Below are 19,990 nucleotides of genomic sequence, written 5' to 3'. Positions count from 1 at the left end.
AGCATCTTTAAGCATCGATTTTCAAAGTCATTTTTAAATCGATATTGTGCTATACCGTGACATAGACAGTACACCAAGTATAGTCAATAATCTTTATGCTTTTGTAGATTGTTGTTCATTTATCGTTGGAGAAAAACCATTCATGGCCATTCACGTGATTCAGAGTCAACGGATTGATGTTTTGCTACAGGCCATGTTGAAAACGGTGAAATCACAAAGTCGCAATGCTTTGCAGGTGTTGAAACCCCAACATTTTATTGTGCCATCACCTGCGGTTGAAGCGTGGCTGACGCAGCAACTGGCAGAACAAAAAGGCATTAGTGCCAATACCCAGTTTCATCATCGCATTCGGGGGTTTCAATGGTCCGCCTATCAATGGGTATTGGATCAAGACAAAGAGCAGGTGCGTAAAGCCAATATTCCACGCATTATTATTAAATGGCGGGTCTATCAAGCCTTACTGGCTTATATTCAGCCAGAACAATCTACCTTGGATGCAGCACATCCGTTAACGCCGATTGTGCAACGCATTTATGCCAGTGCCGATCAACTTGAACAGGGCATCGAAAAACAACAGAAAAAGCAGCGCATGCTGTATTGGGTGGCAGAACAGGTTTCTAAATTATTCAGCCATTACATGGAATATCGTGGACATTGTCAGAAAAACTGCCCCACCTACCAATGCACTTGTCCAACCAATTGGTTGCAACGTTGGGGAAGTAATCAGGCATTACCCATTGAGCAGATGTTCTTCCAGACCAATACTGAAATTTCGGCTTTTACCCTGAATCAGGCACATGAATTGGAAGCATGGCAGCGTTGGTTGTGGCAGGTGGTGTTTCATCAGGATTTTATGGAAATGCGGCAGATTGATGCGGCATTTTGGGAGATGCTGGGCAGTGCAGAAGCACCCAATGCGGCAGCATTAAAAAAACTGCCACAGCCCTTGGTGGTGTTTACCTTGCTGGATTTACCACCAAGTCAGTTACAGTTTTTACAGCGCTTAGGGCAATATGTTGATATTTATCTGTTGCACTATAACCCGTCTCAGGAGTATTGGGCAGACAGTGTCGATCCGAACTGGAAAGCACGCTATGACTTGCGAGTGAAAGAGCGTTTTATTGCCAAAAATCCGCAAGCTACGGATGAGCAAATTGAACAATTCTTTCAGGATTTCACCCTGCATTTTAATGCCGAAATTCGTGAATCACGTCATCCCTTATTAACCCGTTTTGGCAAGCAAGCACGAGATCACTTTTCATTATTATCTGGGCTTTCTTCAGGAGAAGATGGGGTTTGGGCAGATGTATTTATTGATGAATACCCAACGAACTTATTAGGCAAAGTTCAATCCGATATTCTGTATTTGGTAGAGCCTGAACAACATCAATTTGTATTGGATGCACAAGATGATTCCATTCAAATACATGTCTGCCACTCCAGTTTGCGTCAACTGGAAGTACTGAAAGAGCAATTGATTGCATGGTTGGCACAAGGCAGCAAAGAGCAGCCGCGCCGTCCGAGTGATATTCTGGTGCTCAGTCCCAATTTAAAAGACATTGAGCCACATATTCGTAGCGTTTTCGCCCCGCCTGTTCGCGAACGGGAAGATGAGCGCACCATCTCGGGACGAATTAGCCAAGATAGTATTTATCTGCCCGTGAAAATTGCAGGCGTGACTCAATTAGATGCTGCCAATGCGTGGCGTGCGGTGTTGGGCCGTATACAACTGACACAAGGGCGCTTTCGTCTCGATGATTTTGCCGACTGGCTGAGTTTAGCGGCCACGCAACAATGTTATGGCTTAGACATGAATATGGTCGAACGCATGCTAGAGTTGCTGGAACAAGCGGGTTTTAAGCGCGGCTTAGATGCGCAACATTTGGCATTGAGTCTATCTGAAGGTGATCAAGACTATCGCTTTAGCTTTAAATTTGCCTTAGACCGTTTGGCGATGGGTATCGCCATTCCTGAACATACCTTGTTTGATCAGATACTCAGTTTCGCTGAAGTCATGCCGAGTGATTTTGAACTAATTGCTAAACTCATTCAGATTTATCAAGATTTGGATGCACGCCGAGACTGGCTACTGGCACATGAACAGCAGCCTAAACAAGTCGAGCAATGGCTGAAAATCCTGATGCAGGAAGTGGCAGAATTTGAGCAAGCAGGCGTAGAGGTCTTGGCCACAGTTGCACAAATTATTAAAAAGCAAGAACGAATGCTGACGCTATCCAACTTCTATGAAGGGCAGGATCAATATGGCTTGGATCAGTTAAGTTTGCCTTTGGCATATTTGCTGGATGAAATTCAAACCACATTGGATGCACAGCTTGATCAGGCGGAACCGACAGGGCAGATTACTTTTAGCCAGTTGGGGCAGATTCGTCCGATTCCTTATCGTCTGATTGTGATATTAAATTTGGACAGTGGCAAGTTCCCGAGTCGTAATCAGCATTTGCCTTTTGATTTGATGGATATCCTGAAACCGCAATTGGGTGATCGCTCTCGTTTAGAAGACGACCAAGGGGCGTTCTTGGATGCATTGCTGTTGGCACAGCAGAATCTATGGCTGTTTTATAATGGTTTTGATGTCAATGATGGGGAAGTGCGTGAGCCATCTACCGCCTTGCAAGAACTGATTCAGCATTTGGCTTTTATTACCCAGAAATTAGAGCGTACGGCAGAAGTTAGCCAGCAGCTACATGGTTTAGGTGTGCCTGCACAATTACAAGGGCTGTATCAGATTCATCCTTTACAGCCTTTTGATGTTTCTGGCTTTACCCAGCCTAAACCAACGCGTTTTCAAGATCATTGGTATCGGGTGGCACAACAGATTGCTGCACCAACTGGGCAACGTCGGGCATGGCAAGATAGTCCCTATCTGGCGGCGCAAAGTGATTTTCTCAGCCTGCAAAGTCGACAGTGGATTCAGGATGTCTGCTTCCCAGCACGTTTATATCTAAAAACCCTTGGCGTGGAAAACTTAAAACCTGAAAACCTGCCTGATGAAGTTGAACCCTTGGTTTTAGATGGCTTAGGGCGTTATGCAGTGCGGCATTTCTTACAGCAACAAGGGCAAATGACCCAGCCTGAATTGTTATTGGATCAATTGCCTGTAGGTAAAATGCAGCAAGCCGCATGGCAAATCAGTGTAATTGAACAGCAACAATTACAAGCACGCTTGCAACGTTATGCCACAGAGATCACACCTGTGACACAGCAGCTCTGGAATATGAGCGCAAATATCCAGTTCCAAATCACTGTTCCCTCTCAATCGACTCAGCAATGGGTGAGCTTGGAGGCATCCAGTGCGCGTGCCAAACGACGGGTGCAACTCTGGTTGGAATATTTGTTCTGGCTAACACATGAAAACCGGGGTGATGCAGGGCAGGACTTGGCGCGGTTAGTGGTGTTTAGTGATCAAACAGTGCTGTGTAGTGGGGTATCTTCCAATCAGGCACGAGAGTATTTGGCGGCATGGTTTGAACTATGGCAACACGGGCAGATGCAGCCTGTCGTTTTACCCGCAGCTTTATTATTCAAAGTGGCAGAGAAAGGTAAACAACTGGAATGGCAACCGGACGAGCAGGGTCAACCGCAGATCAAAGACTGGGACGCTCTCGTCAAGGACTGGCAGGATGATGGACGTTTTGCAGGTTTTTCTGTATTGGACAATGAAGCCAGTCAGCAGCATCGCGATTGGCAGTTTATCCTGCAACAACAAGATAGTACGGCTTTATTGGCTCAAGCCTGCCAACAGTATGCCTATGTGTTGTATGCACCGATTTTTCAATATCAACAGTTGATTCAGGAATAATGCAGATGACGAATTTAACTCCCCCTGCTGCAATTTCTTATCAGCCGATTGTCGATATGCAGTTTAAAGGGCTGCATTGGATTGAAGCATCCGCAGGTACAGGTAAAACTTACACGTTGTCGAGCCTAATGGTACGGATTTTCTTGGGGGATTATCTACCGAATCAGGTCATTGCGACCACCTTTACTCGTGCCGCCGCGGCAGAGCTAAAAGGGCGGATTCGTAGTCGTTTGGTCGATACTTTACGTTATTTTGAAACCTGCCAAACGCTGACGCAATCTGAACTGCAACAGAAAATTTCGGCAGAATCAGACCCCTTATATCAAAAGGTTTTGCAAGATTTTGCACCACGCGTGGATTATGCCCGTGAACGGCTCAAATTGGTGATTGATCAACTGGATGAGCTTTTTGTCGGGACGCTGGATAGCTTTAGTCAAAAGTTGCTGCGTGAATTTGCCTTTGAAAGTGGCAAAATTGAGCGTGCAGAAATTACCGATGATGCCAAACAATATACTCAGCAATTGATTCATGATGTACTGCGCGAATGGATTCAGCAGCAACCACAAAATATTTTGGACTATCTGCTACTGAATAAAAAATTAAAGTCGCAGCAGGCTTATGTGGCAGTAGTAGAAAACAGTTTGAATTTTGCTTCTGCGCATTTTCAGGCGGTGGCTGCTCCCGAAGTGGATGTAGAGGGCTTTAGCCAGCAAGTTGAACATTTATTAGGGCTGGATTGGAGCCGTATCACTGAATTGGCAGATTATTATGCTGCCGATGGTGCACATTTTAAATTGCTGGCCAAGAAATGGCGCGACGACAACAAATTACAGCAACTCTTGACGGTTAAGTTGCCTGAACTGTTGGAGGTGTTAAAGCAGCAAGGCCCTTATGCCTTATTTGCACCTTTATACGCGGAAACGCTGAAACATCTGAGTGATGCTACTCACAAAGTTTTGAATAAATGCCCAGATGAAGTCTTGCAGGGATTTCAACAGCATGTGCTGATTGGTGAGTTGACGGCATTTATGCAAAGTCTGGACAAGCTCAGCTTTGATTTAGAAACACTGGATAGCTATTTGCAGTTTTATTTGGTTTCGGAAGTGAAAAAACGTTTGCCACAAGTCTTGCAGCAAAAGAGTGAAACTACCTTTGCGCAACAAATTCGTACCTTAGCCGATGCCTTGCAAGATGCGCAAGGCGCACGTTTTGCTCGTTTTGTTCAAGCCCGTTATCCCTTAATTTTGGTGGATGAATTTCAAGACACTAATCAGGATCAGGACAATATGTTGGCCCGCATTTGGCGCGATGCAGGCCATTATGCCAAAGGCTGCATGATTATGGTGGGTGATCCGAAACAAGCGATTTATGGTTTCCGTGGCGGAGACATGCTCACTTATAACAAAGCGCGTGTCGATGTGTTGAGTAAACAAGGACGCTTATATAGCCTCAAATACAATCATCGTTCTGTGGCTGAACTGGTCACGGTGGTCGATGCTTTATTTCAGCGACAAATCCAATTTGGAGAAGAAGTTGAATATACCGCTGTTGAGGCAGGACCACGACCACATCCGGTTTTAGTCGATGCGCAAGGCAACAATCATCAGCCTTTACGGTGGTTGATGCTAGAAGACAAAAAAGATGAATTTATTCAAGTGGCTTGGAAAATCCGTGATTTGCTGAATCAAGGCATTCAGCAACGGTTGTATTTGGCAGAAGTCACAGGCAACCGTGGCATAGATGAAAATGATATTGCGATTTTATCCAAAAACCATGATGGCTTAGATAAGGTGCAATATGAATTAGAACGTTTAGGGATTCGCGTCAATCGACCTTCCAAGCGGAGTGTATTTGATAGTCCAATTGCACAAGACGTGGCAGCCATTTTGACCGCAATCATGCATCCTTACGATGAGGCCAAGGTCAAGCGCGCCTTGCTGACACGCCTATTGAATTTTCAGCTCAGCCAGTTGATGCAACTGGAGCAACGCCCTGAGGGATTAAGCCAGTTTATTGAAGATTTTGATTACATTCGGGAAATGTGGTTTAACACAGGCTTTTTAAGCGCGTGGCAATATGCTTTAAACCTATTTAAGGCATGGTCAAATCTGGTGGCAAGCCAAAGCCGTGACAACGAACGCTGTGTGGTGAACTTGCGTCATTTAACTGAATTGCTGAGTCAGCATAGTGAGCACTTTCAGGGACCGCAGGCACTCTATCACTGGTATCTCAGACAAATACAAGCCCCAAGTGAGCGTGAATGGGAACTGGAACGTAAGCTGTCGAATGAAGCTGGCGTGCAGTTGATGACCATTCACCAATCCAAAGGTTTAGAGTTTAAAATCGTATTCTTGTTAGGGGCCGATAAAGATTTTAGGGAAATGAACAAAACCCTGAATTTTTCCACACAACAATTGCCCGATCCTGTTACAGGGCAGCTTGAAATGCAACGCGTGATTGCGGTAAATGATAAGCACCTTTTGGATGAAGTTGCCGTTCAACAGCACAATGCACGGGCAGAAGCAGAACAGCATCGGCTCTGGTATGTAGCACTAACCCGCGCCAGTCATCGGGTTTATGCCATATTGCAAGATCAGGCAGGAAAATCGACCACGGGCTTGGCATTTTGGCGTGGACATGCTGCACAGGTTTTTCAGCACCCACATAGCACAGATGAAGCGGTATTAACTGAATGTCCTATTGCACTCAAGCGCGTACAAGATCAGCAGCTTCCTGAGTTGTATGCGATAGCGTTTCCCACACAACGTTTTTATCCGCGTGCAAAAACCAGTTTTAGTGCATTAGCACAGCATTTGAGTCGTCAGCAGGCACTAGATGCACTTGCGGTACAGCGTGAACAGCTACAAAGTGCGGCGGATGAAATTAATCTAGAGGTGGTGGAGCAGCCCGAAGAGCTTGCACAACCGATTCATTGGATTAAGCGTCAATTTCCAATGGGTACATTGGCGGGTAATTTTCTACATGAAATTTTTGAACATATTGATTTTCAACAGCAACAGGACTGGAAAATCGAAGTGCGCCGTCGCTTTAAAAATGATTATCCAAGTTTATGGCAGGCATTATGCGACAAATATCAGCAAGATTTTCAGCAGGTGGATGAAGAACAACTGTTGGCATGGATGACCGAATGGCTGACACAGGTGCTCTCGACGCCGTTACATCAACAGTTTTGTTTAAATCAGTTGAGTGCAGAATCTCATTTGGCAGAATTTCCATTCTATTTGGCCTTATCCAATCATGTCTTGGCGATTAAACGTATCCAGGACTTATATGTCGAATATGGTATTTTCATGCCTGAACTGAATGCTGCCCATTCTGCACGCTATTTAACAGGCTCTATCGACTTGGTTTATTTTGATGGACAGCGTTACCAGATTGCTGATTATAAGAGTAACTTCTTGGGTGCGGATATCGCAGATTACACCCCGTCAAAATTACAGGAAAGCATGTCGCAGGCCAGTTACTGGTTGCAGGCAGGGCTGTATTTGGTGGCATTACATCGTTATTTACAAGTGCAGTTGGAAGATTACGACATTCAAAAACATTTAGGCGGTGCAAGTTATCTGTATTTGCGTGGTATGCATGGCGATGCACAATATGGGGTCAACTATTGGTGCCCTGATGCAGAATTTATACTGCGTCTGGATGCATTATTGGGCTATTTTGCTGAAGAGCATGTTCATAAAAGTGCATCATCACCTTCAGCTGTTATGTAAAACAATAAATTTGCCTGTGGATAACTTTGAGGATAACTGTGTGGAAAACAAGCAGGAACAGCAATTGAATGCTGAATGGATCAAGTCGTGGAGTCAATATCTTCAGCAGCCTCCTTTTTGTGCAACGCCAAACCCACAAACAGATGCAGTTATACAGTCTGTATTGGAAGCAATGTTACAGGGCAACAGTTGTGTACTGCTAGAACCTAATGCAGTAGGTAATTTAGGACATTTGGCCATCAGTGAAAATGAGGTGGCAAATCGTGTTGCGCCTTTTATTTATGACCCGCAGTATTTATATCTATATCGTTACTGGAAACAGGAAAATACTTTGGCACAGCACGTGGCGAGGTTAAAACAACAAATCGTTCCCGTCGTTGATCATAAGGGCTACTCCAGTTTGCTGAGTGATCCACATCAGCAGCAAGCATTAAGCATGGTGTGCCAGCAAGCCTTGAATATTATTACAGGTGGACCAGGGACAGGTAAAACTTATACTTTGGCACGTATTATTGCAGTATTAAACCAGTCTTTACCAAATTTACGCATTGCGATGGCAGCGCCAACAGGTAAGGCCGCGCAACGTATGAAAGAAGCCCTACAAAATGCATTAAATGATGAAATATTGCAGCCTCTGGTTACTCCCGCTTTAAAACAATTAAACCCCGTCACACTGCATCGTTTGTTGGGTTTAGGGCATTCCGCACGACCACGCTATGATGCCGAACAGCCATTACCCTATGATGTGATTGTGGTGGATGAAGCCTCGATGTTGGACTTAAATCTGGCGAGTATGTTGTTTGCTGCTGTACCCAATCAGGCTCGACTGATTTTATTGGGAGATGCCAATCAATTGGCTTCGGTAGATGTAGGGGCGGTATTGGCCGATTTACAGCAAGTGAATGCTTTGCAAGAGAATCGGGTACATTTGAAGACCAGTCGACGCTTTGATGGAGAAGCTTTAATTGGACAAATGGCTGCATTTATTCAGCAGCCACCAACAAGCATTTCACCTCAAGCATTACTAGAACAATTTCACCAACAGGTGGTTGCACCGACTGAAATTAAAGCTGTACCACTTTTAGCCAAGATGCCGAATGTATTGCAACTGGAATACTTTGCTCAAGCACATCCAACATCAGAGCAATATTATGATCAATTGATGCTGGGCTATCAGCATTATATTGAGATATTAAAAACACATTTGAGTTCGGAAGAGCCAGAGACTTCTATTCAGCATGTTATCCAGATTTTTGATGATTACCGTATTCTCACAGCCATTCGACATGGTGCGTTTGGTCTGAAACAGCTTAATCAACAAATTGAGCAACGCTTCTTGAGCAAACTCAGTCGCTATACCACAAAACAAGGTGACTGGTATGTCGGGCGTCCTGTAATGATGACTTACAATGACTATCAATTAGGGTTGTCTAATGGAGATATTGGCATTTGCTTTAAAAGGCAACGCCAAGGACAGTCTCAGTTTGAAGTGTATTTCCCAAGTTTAGAAAAATGGGTTCTGGCAACCCGTTTGCCTAAAAATATAGAAACGGCATTTGCACTGACCATTCATAAATCACAAGGTTCAGAGTTCACGCATACGGCTGTAGTTTTGGATGCGCAAGCACAGAACTTACTGAGTCAGGAATTGCTTTATACCGCAATTACCCGTGCTAAAACGGTGGTGAGTGTATTGGCAGATCCTCAGGCATTGGCACAAGCTTTGTCTAAAAAGACGACTCGGATGAGTGGGGTTTTAGAAAAAATAAAAGGTATCTTGGATTATTAATTTGTACTACATAATAAGCAGCTTTGTACGAAAAAGCTTACATTGATTCAAGATATTTGCGCATAGAGCTTTCTCATGGTTTCTGAGAAGATGAGTTCACATAAAGAGCACAACACGGAACGTTGAGCCATAATCGCAAAAGGATAATAACAAAGTCGGAATATGACAGCGAACTTACAGTGAAGTAGGTGAAAGAGGAAACTTACAGCCGCTAAGCCTTGTAGTTTTGGGAGAGACTACAGGGCTTTTTTATTGCCTAGAGTTTTGTCCTCAACCCCACATTTTTCTCTAGTACTTCATTGTTAATGATGTACACCAGTGTGCGTAAAAACGTACAGCAGGTTGGGAAAAATACCTCTAGTCTTTAAATTTTGTTGTGGCAAAATATTACACATAAGGACATAAAGTGGAAACAAGGACTGTTTGTCACAATAAGCGCATTATGCGCAATAACTAAAACAATTATAACAATAAATATAAGAACTACAGCGCAATGAAAAAAGCCTAAGCTCTGCTTGGGCTTTTTTCTTTCGAGTTGACTATTTTTTATGATTTGCAAAAAGTATCAAAATAATGAGTGTTAAAAATATGATGAAACTTCTATTAAACTGTATTTAACGAGAAGCAATGCGCATTATTTTGTGTATCTAAGCGTCATACGATACTTATTCTCTGTGGTACGGCTAAGAGTTCATTGGCATTTTATGATTTGCATAGATTTTAGCTGATGAAATGAATATTGAGCTGTGTATTTTGGCTTAAAAAATATCTTGCTGAGATTACACATTTTCCTTTGCTGATAAATGGCTATTTAATAGTCGAATTTCATTAAAAATGTGATTTAATATTCATTTTTTAACCTTTAATCTGTTAGATAATGATTTTTCATAATCAGAGAGAAGATTTAAAGACTGACATTTGGTTCTTTTTTGTTTAGTAAATTTTAATAGTGCGCATATTTTGCAATCATGACCATTTTCCCTTAAAATATCCGACTTGCTGTAGTGATGCACGGCAGTCAGTTGAGCAATCAATTGATTCGTATCAAATGTAACTTTATTAAGCATCTCGGAGAAATCGAATGGCTTTAACAAACGCAGATCGCGCAGAAATCATCGCTAAATTTGCTCGTGCTGAAAACGACACTGGTTCACCAGAAGTTCAAGTAGCGCTTTTAACTGCTCAAATCAATGACTTACAAGGTCACTTCAAAGAGCATAAACACGACCATCATAGCCGTCGCGGTCTTATCCGTATGGTTAACCAACGTCGTAAGTTACTTGACTACCTAAATGGTAAAGATCATGGCCGTTATGTTGCTTTGATCGGTGCTTTAGGTTTACGTCGTTAATTCGATTGAAACTTTTATTTTCGGATTATTGCATGTCAAATGCTGTATTACTGAAAACTAAAGTATATCTAGCTATGTCTAGATAATGGGGAAGGGGCGAATGTTTCGCTCCTTCTTTGTGTTTGAAAATAGTGTGTCTAGTGAGGTCGGCTTCTAAGCTTTGTCATTTGCGCAAGCTTTTGGTTGCGAATGCCAAACCTTAGGGGTCTCCACTAGAATAGCTGTTCACAAGAACTAGGAAAAAAATACATGTCTATGTTTAATATTATTCGTAAAGAATTCCAATACGGTCAGTACAATGTAGTACTTGAAACAGGTCGTGTTGCACGTCAAGCAAACACGGTTGTGATCACGATGGGTGGCGTAACTGTACTGGTTGCAGTTGTGGCTCAACCAACGGCTAAAGCGGGTCAAGACTTTTTCCCTTTAACTGTTAACTACCAAGAAAAACAATATGCTGCGGGTCGTATTCCAGGTGGTTATGGCAAGCGTGAAGGTCGAGCTTCTGAAGCTGAAACTTTAATTTCACGCTTAATTGACCGTCCAATTCGTCCATTGTTCCCAGAAGGTTACTACAACGAAATCCAAGTGACGGCAACAGTTGTGTCTTCTGACAAATCAATGGAAGCTGACATCGCTGCAATGCTAGGTACTTCTGCCGCGCTTGCAATTGCAGGTACACCGTTCCGTGGTCCAATTGGTGCTGCGCGTGTTGGTTTAATCAACGGTGAATATGTTCTTAACCCGAACTTTGAACAAATGGCGCAATCTGACCTTGACCTTGTGGTTGCTGGTACAGAATCTGCAGTGCTGATGGTTGAATCAGAAGCGAAAGAACTTTCTGAAGATCAAATGTTAGGTGCAGTGCTTTTCGGTCATGACGAAATGCAAATTGCTGTACAAGCAATTAAAGAATTTGCTGCTGCTGCGGGTGCAACAGAGTCTACTTGGACTGCACCAGCGAAAAATGAAGACCTTCGTACTAAATTGAAAGAAGCGTTTGAAGCGAAAATTTCTGAAGCATATACCATTGCGGTTAAGCAAGACCGTTATGCAGCATTAGACGCGATTCAAGCAGAAGCAGTAGCGCAATTCGTTCCTGAAAATGATGAAGCGGGTATTGCTGATGACTTGAACGAATTGTTCGAAGATTTGAAATACCGTACTGTACGTGACAACATCCTTTCTGGTAAGCCACGTATCGATGGTCGTGACACGAAAACTGTTCGTGCATTAGACGTACAAGTTGGCGTATTAGACCGTGCACACGGTTCTGCATTGTTCACACGTGGTGAAACGCAAGCATTAGTGACCACGACACTGGGTAACACACGTGATGCGTTAATGGTGGATACTTTAGCGGGTACTAAAACTGACAACTTCATGTTGCACTATAACTTCCCTGCATACTCTGTAGGCGAAACTGGTCGTGAATCTGGTCCTAAACGTCGTGAAATTGGTCATGGTCGTTTAGCACGTCGTGGTGTGCAAGCTGTTCTTCCAGCGGCTGATCGCTTCCCGTACGTCATCCGTATCGTATCTGACATTACTGAATCGAATGGTTCTTCTTCAATGGCTTCTGTTTGTGGTGCTTCATTATCACTTATGGATGCAGGTGTTCCATTGAAAGCACCAGTTGCTGGTATCGCAATGGGCTTAGTAAAAGAAGGTGAGCGTTTCGCAGTTCTTTCTGACATCTTGGGTGATGAAGACCACCTTGGCGACATGGACTTTAAAGTAGCAGGTTCTGCCAACGGTATTACTGCACTTCAAATGGACATCAAGATCGAAGGGATTACTGAAGAGATTATGGAAGTTGCGTTAAACCAAGCATATGCAGGTCGTATGCATATCTTGAACGCGATGAACCAAGTGATTTCACGTGCACGCCCTGAAATTTCAATGCATGCACCAACATTCCAAGTCATCAACATCAACCCAGACAAGATTCGTGATGTCATTGGTAAAGGTGGTGCAACCATCCGTGCGATTACTGAAGAAACTAAAGCAGCAATTGATATCGAAGATAACGGTACAGTTCGTGTATTTGGTGAAACTAAAGCGGCTGCACAAGCTGCAATTGCGAAAATCCAAGCACTGACTGCTGAAGTTGAACCAGGTACGATTTACACAGGTAAAGTCATTCGTATTGTTGAATTCGGTGCATTCGTAAATATCCTTCCTGGTACTGACGGTTTGCTTCATATTTCACAAATTTCAAATGAGCGTATTGCCAACGTTGCAGACGTATTATCTGAAGGTCAAGAAGTGAAAGTACAAGTTGCAGATGTCGACAACCGTGGTCGTATCAAGTTAACGATGAAAGATGTTGAACAAGTTTAATGCTTTAATCATCTTTTAATAAAAAGCCTGCTCTATTGAGTGGGCTTTTTTTATGCCTCAGTATTTTATTGAATCACTGCATAAAGCGATAAAGTTTGTGGTGAAATTGCGATAAAAATGAATATCCTAAGCAGAATGCATTACACTCAACACCACGAAATAAACAACAAGATTGACGGAATAGAGTGACTGGATAGATGCAAAGCTACTATTTTTATCAACATCCGACGGATGCTTATATTTACGTACAACAACAGGCATTGGATCACGTTGAGCCTGAGTTCATCTGGATTGATAGTACCCGTGAAGATCTGGTCAATCATGCCGAACATTGGCAACAGCAAATGTTTGAAATGACAGGGGTGAGCTTAAATGAATTTCATGTCAAAGATATTTTGAATTTGGAGCATCCATGTGCTTTTGATGCAATGGAAGATTATGACCTGCTCATTTTCCGTAAATTGATTACTCCAGATGACAAGATCCAGACAGGGGAGCAAGCATTAGAGCAACATGAGCGCTTCTTTGGACTCTCCACGACACCTATTAGTTTTGTTCTGACATCACAAGTCTTGATTACGGTGCGGGAGCAAGGAAATCAAATTATCGAGCAGTATATTGAACGGATAGATTCAATTGCAGCACGTACTATGGATGAGCAAAACAAGCCTCGTAAACTGTCACATAGCCCTTTAGATTTAGCATTGCGTTTATTGAATGCCATGGTCGATGGTTACTTGGATTTGCGAGTGCCACTCACCCGACGTGTGGAATATTGGCAACAAGAGTTATTACAAGGACACCGCCGTTTTGCCAAATGGAATCAGTTACTACAGGAAAACATGGCATTTCAGCAAATTGAAAATCTGTGCGAAGAACAAATCGAGGTCTTACAAGAATTACGTGATGAAATCGTAGAAAACTATTCCCATTTAAAACCGAAAAAGCGCTCTGAAAAACGCGATATAGTGTTGGTGCGTACTGATGATTTGGTCAGTCATGTCGAGCGTATTCAAAAACATACGACGCGTTTACGGAGTGCCGTACAGGCAGCAATCGAATTACATTTTTCAGCGATTGCGAACCAAACCAATGAAAACATGCGAATTTTGGCGATTATTACCGCAATTTTTGCACCATTAACCTTACTGACAGGGATATATGGAATGAACTTTGAGTTTATTCCAGGGCTGAAATCTCCGATTGGGTTCTGGTTAATGTTGATGGTGATGTTGATCACGACGGTCTGGTTGATTTTGTATTTCTATCGTCGTCACTTGGTGGGACGTGGTGAAAAAAGCGTGATTGATATGCTGGCGCAACAACACCAAGATCAGCATGTGGGTTTACTCTGGTTCCTAGATTACGAACCCATTAAGCAAGGGGTCAAAGTCACCTTGAAAGAAGTGGAAAAACTGACAAAATTAAAATAATCACGATCAAATACAAGAAGATGTCATAAAACTGACATCTTCATTTTCTATGCTCTATATAGGCAAAATAGCATGATCTGATTTTATTCTAATGCACGTATAAATAGATGAATAAAGCGCAGTACATGTTCCGAACTCACTTAGATTTGTGAATTGGTATGATTTTGTAGTAGGCGATAAATTTCATCCTTGAGACGAAGTTTTTTGCGCTTTAAAGCTTCAATATCATCATTGATACGAGAGACAGGATTAAGTTCGCGGCGACAAATTTCCTGATCTAGTTCGGCATGTTCTTCGAAAATTTTCGCAAAGTGCGGATTATCCTGACGTAGTTGAGGAATAACTTCGCGGTGTTCAGGGAACATGAGTTTCACTTTCTTGTTACATTCTTTTGTTTTCATGATAACCGTATTTCTCTCAAGTGAATGATAAAAGAACACTAACCCGTTCAATGATGGATTAAGATCAAGGAACGGGCTGTATATTGGATTTATGAGTCTTGTATATGAGCATGTCGAACTTGGCGACGGAGTTGTTGTACTTCATCAATCAGATCCAACATCATGGCAACTGCAGAAAAACTGGCATCAAAGTCACGTTGTAAACGATAGGCTTTACGCGCACGTGTAACGTCTTCGCCAAAGAATTGATGAATTCGCTCTTCTGGGCGTGTCGGTAAAATGTCGTATTCCAACAGTTGTAAAACCCATTCTGGGCTTTGACCACAGGCTTCGGCAAAGTGTTTTAAATCGAAACTACGATGTTCATCGACGATCTCTGCGGTGCTATAACCGTCGCAAATAATTTCTCGATAATGAATGGTTGTCATAGCGTTCTCCTTAAAGTTGTCGAGGCTTAAACTGCTTAAAGGCTTCAGCAAAAGCTCGGTAAGCTTGTTCTTGCTCAGCGTTTTGTGCAGGTGGATTCACAATGTTTAGAATTAAGAATAAATGTCCTGCTGTTTTATTGGGAATTCCTTGATTTTTTAAACGTAATTGTTGTCCTGTTTTCGCATTTTTGGGTAGGTTTACCTGAACTTTCGTACCTGCAGGTGTGAGTAACTCAATTTGTTGTCCCAAGGCTGCTTCCCATGGCGTCACGGGAATGGTGTAATAAATATCGGCACCTTCAACGCGATACTGCGCAGTATCCTTATAATAAATTTCGATATACAGGTCGCCATTTTCGCCACCGCGTACACCGACTTGTCCCTGCCCAGTCAAACGAATTTGCTGTCCTTCTTTCATTCCTTTTGGAATTTTGACCTGTAAGGTCTTGCGCTGAACTTCTGGCTCTCCATACGCATTGATGGTTGGAATTTGCAGGGTAATCTGCTGTGAAGTGCCGTGGAAGGCAACATCTAAGTCGACTTCAAGCTTGGCGTGTTGGTCTTCACCCCGAAAAGATTGCTGTCTCTGTTTATATTGATAATTCCCTCCGCCAAAACCTGTTCCAAAGCGACCAAATAGGTCTTCAAAGCCTGAAAAATCGGATGTACTGCCTTGATTAAATCCTTGTCGATAAAATTGAGCATCATCAAATCCAGACGCGCCTGCTTGTCCCCCAAACCCTGAAAAACCTTCAGGATGGTCTAAGATGAAGTCATATTCTTTTTTCTTCTCTTCATTGCTGAGCGTATCGTATGCGACATTGACTTCTTGCATACGAGCTTCAGCATCACTTTCTTTACTGATATCGGGATGGTACTTTCGCGCCAGCTTTCGATAGGCTTTTTTTATTTGGTCAGGAGGAGCATCGCGTGGAACTCCCAGAATTTCATAATAGTTTTTAGACATACGTATTTAATAAAATTGATGGTATTTTAATCAATATTATGATGTCTTTGGGAAAGAGGGAAGTAGTGTAGAACTGTTCGTATTTGTTTCAAATTATAACAATAAGAAAAAGCCCACGGAGGGCTTTTTCCTAGTACGGTAGGGTTTTAATTTACTGGACTTTAATCCATGTCATCAGGCGGACATTCGAGGAGCCTGTCTCTTGAGCACGAACTTGCAGATATCTGGCTTCCTGAACTAAATGTGCTTCCGAAACATAGTGCTGTCCTGAAAGTGGATCAAGAAATTTACCTTCAATATATTCGTTGTGTTTTTCAGGATTTTTCTTTAACCCTGATAAAATAGTTAAGCCGATCATCGGTTGATTTTTTAAATGGCCTGTACATTTTTGGCAAGTGGTCAGTTTCTCTTTGCCAGACAATGAGCGTATTTCGATCACTTGTGCGCTGTAGACATTGTGCTGGTTTTTACTGATGATGACATCTGCCAGTGAGTGACCTGTACGATCATCCACGGTTTTCCATTTGCCAATCAGGGGGTCAGTGTTTGCTAAGCTGTAAGTACTGCACAGCAAAGTTGTAATGAAAACCGTACGGGAAAGAAAACGAATTCCCATGAAAAATTACCTCAGTGTATATCCGTTAAGTTTGAATGAATCACATATTAAAATGATGGATTTCTTATCATGAAGAGACGTAGTTCAACAAAAAAATTGTTATCTTCGTCACGCAATTTTAGCGTATCTTTTTATACGTTGAATATATCATATTGCTCCAAATGCACTGAAATCGGCGCTTTGGCATAGCAAGTGGACATGGAATGTTCTTAGAGCTTATCTATATTAAGGCGTAGAAAACTGCCTGTTGCATATCAATGGGCTGCATAACAACAGGCAGAGGCAAAGTTAACGAATGTTTAACTTAAATGTTCGCCGAATAAACCCAGAGCTTCTTCGGCTGTGAACTGATATTGGGTATTACAGAATTGGCAATCCATGGTAATTGGATTTTGATGTTCTAATGTTTCACGCACTGCTTCTACGCCAATTTGTTGTAAGGCATTAGCACAGCGATCTTTAGAACAGGTACAGCCAAATTTGAGTTGTTCAATTTCAGGTAGTCGCACATCTTCTTCATTGTATAGACGATACAGAATTTCATTGGCTGCTAATTCAGTGAGTTCATCAGCTTTTAAAGTTTCTGTGAGCATGGTCAGACGTGGCCATAAATCTTCATCAATCCGTTGCTGTTCTTCTTCACTAATACGTGGTAGCAATTGAATGAGTAAACCACCTGAGCGTTGTGCTGTACTGGCCAAAACAATGCGGGTAGGAATTTGTGCAGAAAGATCATAATACTGCATCAAGCAGCCCGCTAGGGTCGTTTGATCAAGCGGTACAATCCCTTGATAACGCTCACCAAATTCAGGTTCAATGTTAATAAACAGAATAGGATTAGTCAGTGATTTTAGTACGGTGCTGCTGTCAGTTGCTGCTTGGAAACGAGGATCTTCTTCGTAGTCGGCTAAGGCACGAACTTCACCCAAATGGTTGCATTCCGCCATGGCCCATTTAAATGTTCCAGAGGCTTGAATTTGTAAGCTGATACGCCCTTTAATTTTTAGTGTACTGGCAAGCAAGGCCGTGGCACTGAGCATTTCACCCAGTAAAATTTGTACAGCTTGTGCGTAGTCACGTTGGGCAAGAATCGTTTGTAAGGTTGCTTCCAAATGAACGACTTCACCACGAACAGGGCAATCTTCAATATAAAAGCGTTGACGTATATCAGACATAATTTTCTCCAAAACCCTGCTTTAATGGTGGCAATATTGTAAAACACAAGTCATTTTGCTTCATCTCGTGTTACATCTATTCGGGTAGAATCTAAACCACGTTGTAAATTCACGCCTGTTTCGACTGCACGAATTTCTGTATCGCGTTCAAACAAATGTTCCAGTTCAGCAAGGGCGTTTCGGTGCGACTCATATACCTTTTGTTCATCGGTATAGACGCGTTGTTGCTGTGCCAAGAGCTGTTCATCATAATCGCGAAATAACTCAATACTTTTTTGGGCATCAGTATCACTAATACCCAAGTCACGTAAGGCTTTATATGCCATCCCAAGTGATGATAAATAGGTTTCTCGCCAAATATGTTGTACACCCAAGTCACGTAATAAGTGTACATGATGTCGGTCTCGTGCTCTGACTAATAACTGTAACTCGGGGTAATTCAGGCGGATATGCCGTGCCACATTCATCGAGTCTTCAATGTCATCAATGGCAAGAATAAATACCTTGGCCTGTTCAATCCCTGCGGCTCTTAAAATATCAGGGTGGGTGGCATCGCCATAATATAAATGACCACCATAGTTACGTACAAAATCGACTTTTTCTAAATTACTGTCGATAGCGGTAAATTGTTGATGTTGTAAATGCGCGACACGGGCAATGATTTGTCCAAACCGACCAAAGCCCGCAATAATCATGGCAGAGTGTTGTTCAGGAATATCATCATATTCAGGGACGGTAATAGGCGTAAGACGCGGCACTACACCTTGACGAATCACCCAATACAAAATCGGAGTCAACATCATGGAGATAATCACGATGAGGGTGATGGGTGCAATGCTGGCAGCAGAAATGAGTTGTTCATCTTGTGCTACGCTGAACACCACAAAGGCAAACTCTCCGCCCTGTGCCAAACAACTGGCAAGCAGCAAGCTGTTGGGCCAAGAGACCTGATAATAGCGAGCAATCGCCGTAAGTGTCGTAAACTTAACCAGTAAGAGGAGTACTGCGCCTGCGAGAATAAACACAGGTTGTTGCCATAAAATATGAATCGGGGTCAGCATGCCCACCGTCATAAAAAATAGACCCAGTAGCAGTCCTTTAAATGGTGCAATACTGGCTTCCAGTTCATGTCGGAACTCGGAATCTGCCAATAATACTCCCGTTAAGAATGCACCTAGTGTGGTGCTGATATTGAGTAGATCCATCAACATCACTACGGCTAAAACAATAAATAAGCCCACTGCGGTGATCAGTTCATGCGCACCTGTTTTTGCTACAAAGCGAAAAAAAGGACGAATCAGATAGCGACTGAATAAAAATAGCCCCGTAAATGCTGCGATAATCGCAGCAAAATAGGCGATGCCATAATGCGTTGATTCCACACCTGCCAGAAGAGGAATCACGGCAATCAGAGGAATCGCTGCGATGTCTTGAAACAGTAAAATCGAGAAAGATTGCTGTCCATAACTGGTATTGAGTTGCTGCTTTTCTGTGAGCAGTTGTAATACGAAGGCGGTAGATGACAGTGCCAGTGCACTACCAATCACCAAACTGGCAGCAATGCCTTGTTGCAACACGAAAAACAGAATAGTGCCAATCACCACCGCAGTGATACCCACTTGCGCACTGCCCATCACAAAAATGGATTGACGCATCGTCCAAAGCCGTTGTGGTCGTAGCTCCAACCCAATTAAAAACATCAAAAGAATGACGCCAAATTCAGCAAGTTGTTGAATCGCTTCGGGATCATTGGCAATGTTCAGCACATGAGGTCCCAAAAGAATCCCTGTGATGAGATAGCCTAAGACTGTAGCAATGCCGAATCGTTTCAGTAGTGGCACCACCATCAGCGCTGCACCTAAAAAAAGCGTGATTTGCAACAATAACGACATGCATCTGTCCTGAAATTAAAAAGTTGTGATCAATTGCT

At 42.7% G+C, this 19,990-nt stretch carries 12 protein-coding genes; 6 read left to right on the top strand and 6 right to left on the bottom strand.

All coding sequences use genetic code 11. The features are described from left to right. The first annotated feature begins 142 nt into the window (after positions 1–142). From C3F34_RS04960 to C3F34_RS04935, 6 genes are all read left to right on the top strand, one after another. Positions 143–3,820, top strand: a complete 3,678-nt coding sequence (locus tag C3F34_RS04960; protein WP_104441181.1) for an exodeoxyribonuclease V subunit gamma — start codon at positions 143–145, stop codon at positions 3,818–3,820. Next, complete coding sequence (locus C3F34_RS04955; RefSeq protein ID WP_104441180.1) at positions 3,820–7,557, top strand: UvrD-helicase domain-containing protein; 3,738 nt, start codon at positions 3,820–3,822, stop codon at positions 7,555–7,557. The genes C3F34_RS04960 and C3F34_RS04955 overlap by 1 nt, the downstream gene beginning before the upstream one ends. Before the next feature lie 40 nt (positions 7,558–7,597). Further along, positions 7,598–9,346 carry an exodeoxyribonuclease V subunit alpha gene (gene recD, locus C3F34_RS04950; protein ID WP_044740580.1) on the top strand — a complete coding sequence of 583 codons (1,749 nt, stop codon included), beginning with the start codon at positions 7,598–7,600 and terminating at the stop codon, positions 9,344–9,346. A gap of 1,081 nt (positions 9,347–10,427) precedes the next feature. Next, positions 10,428–10,697: a 30S ribosomal protein S15 gene (gene rpsO / locus C3F34_RS04945; RefSeq protein ID WP_004637724.1), complete on the top strand. Its 270-nt coding sequence runs from the start codon at positions 10,428–10,430 to the stop codon at positions 10,695–10,697. A gap of 255 nt (positions 10,698–10,952) precedes the next feature. After that, positions 10,953–13,040: a polyribonucleotide nucleotidyltransferase gene (pnp, locus tag C3F34_RS04940; RefSeq protein ID WP_171284989.1), complete on the top strand. Its 2,088-nt coding sequence runs from the start codon at positions 10,953–10,955 to the stop codon at positions 13,038–13,040. A gap of 197 nt (positions 13,041–13,237) precedes the next feature. Beyond that, positions 13,238–14,473 (top strand): magnesium transporter CorA family protein, encoded by a 1,236-nt coding sequence (locus C3F34_RS04935; protein ID WP_016168372.1) that lies wholly within the window; start codon positions 13,238–13,240, stop codon positions 14,471–14,473. A gap of 140 nt (positions 14,474–14,613) precedes the next feature. Here C3F34_RS04935 and C3F34_RS04930 read toward each other — a convergent pair whose 3' ends face one another. From C3F34_RS04930 to C3F34_RS04905, 6 genes are all read right to left on the bottom strand, one after another. After that, entirely contained in the window at positions 14,614–14,874 is a 261-nt protein-coding gene (locus C3F34_RS04930; RefSeq protein WP_044740578.1) for a YdcH family protein, read from the bottom strand. An 89-nt stretch (positions 14,875–14,963) separates the two neighbouring features. After that, on the bottom strand, positions 14,964–15,302 hold the full coding sequence (locus C3F34_RS04925; RefSeq protein WP_016168370.1) for a chaperone modulator CbpM: 339 nt from the start codon (positions 15,300–15,302) through the stop codon (positions 14,964–14,966). Between the two features lie 10 nt (positions 15,303–15,312). Next, positions 15,313–16,269 (bottom strand): DnaJ C-terminal domain-containing protein, encoded by a 957-nt coding sequence (locus C3F34_RS04920; RefSeq protein ID WP_104441178.1) that lies wholly within the window; start codon positions 16,267–16,269, stop codon positions 15,313–15,315. A gap of 151 nt (positions 16,270–16,420) precedes the next feature. Continuing rightward, positions 16,421–16,885: a DUF2147 domain-containing protein gene (locus C3F34_RS04915; RefSeq protein ID WP_104441177.1), complete on the bottom strand. Its 465-nt coding sequence runs from the start codon at positions 16,883–16,885 to the stop codon at positions 16,421–16,423. 299 nt (positions 16,886–17,184) lie between these two features. Beyond that, the gene (locus C3F34_RS04910) at positions 17,185–18,060 is read right to left on the bottom strand and encodes an Hsp33 family molecular chaperone HslO (RefSeq protein ID WP_016168367.1); all 876 of its coding nucleotides are present in this window, start codon (positions 18,058–18,060) and stop codon (positions 17,185–17,187) included. A 50-nt stretch (positions 18,061–18,110) separates the two neighbouring features. Next, the gene (locus C3F34_RS04905; RefSeq protein ID WP_104441176.1) at positions 18,111–19,952 is read right to left on the bottom strand and encodes a monovalent cation:proton antiporter-2 (CPA2) family protein; all 1,842 of its coding nucleotides are present in this window, start codon (positions 19,950–19,952) and stop codon (positions 18,111–18,113) included. Positions 19,953–19,990 lie beyond the last annotated feature (38 nt).

Origin of the sequence: Acinetobacter sp. ACNIH2 (assembly GCF_002934965.1) — a bacterium.
In the GTDB taxonomy this organism is placed as follows: domain Bacteria; phylum Pseudomonadota; class Gammaproteobacteria; order Pseudomonadales; family Moraxellaceae; genus Acinetobacter; species Acinetobacter tandoii.
Note: the sequence above shows the minus strand (reverse complement) of the source record. Positions and strands in the feature narration are given on the sequence as shown.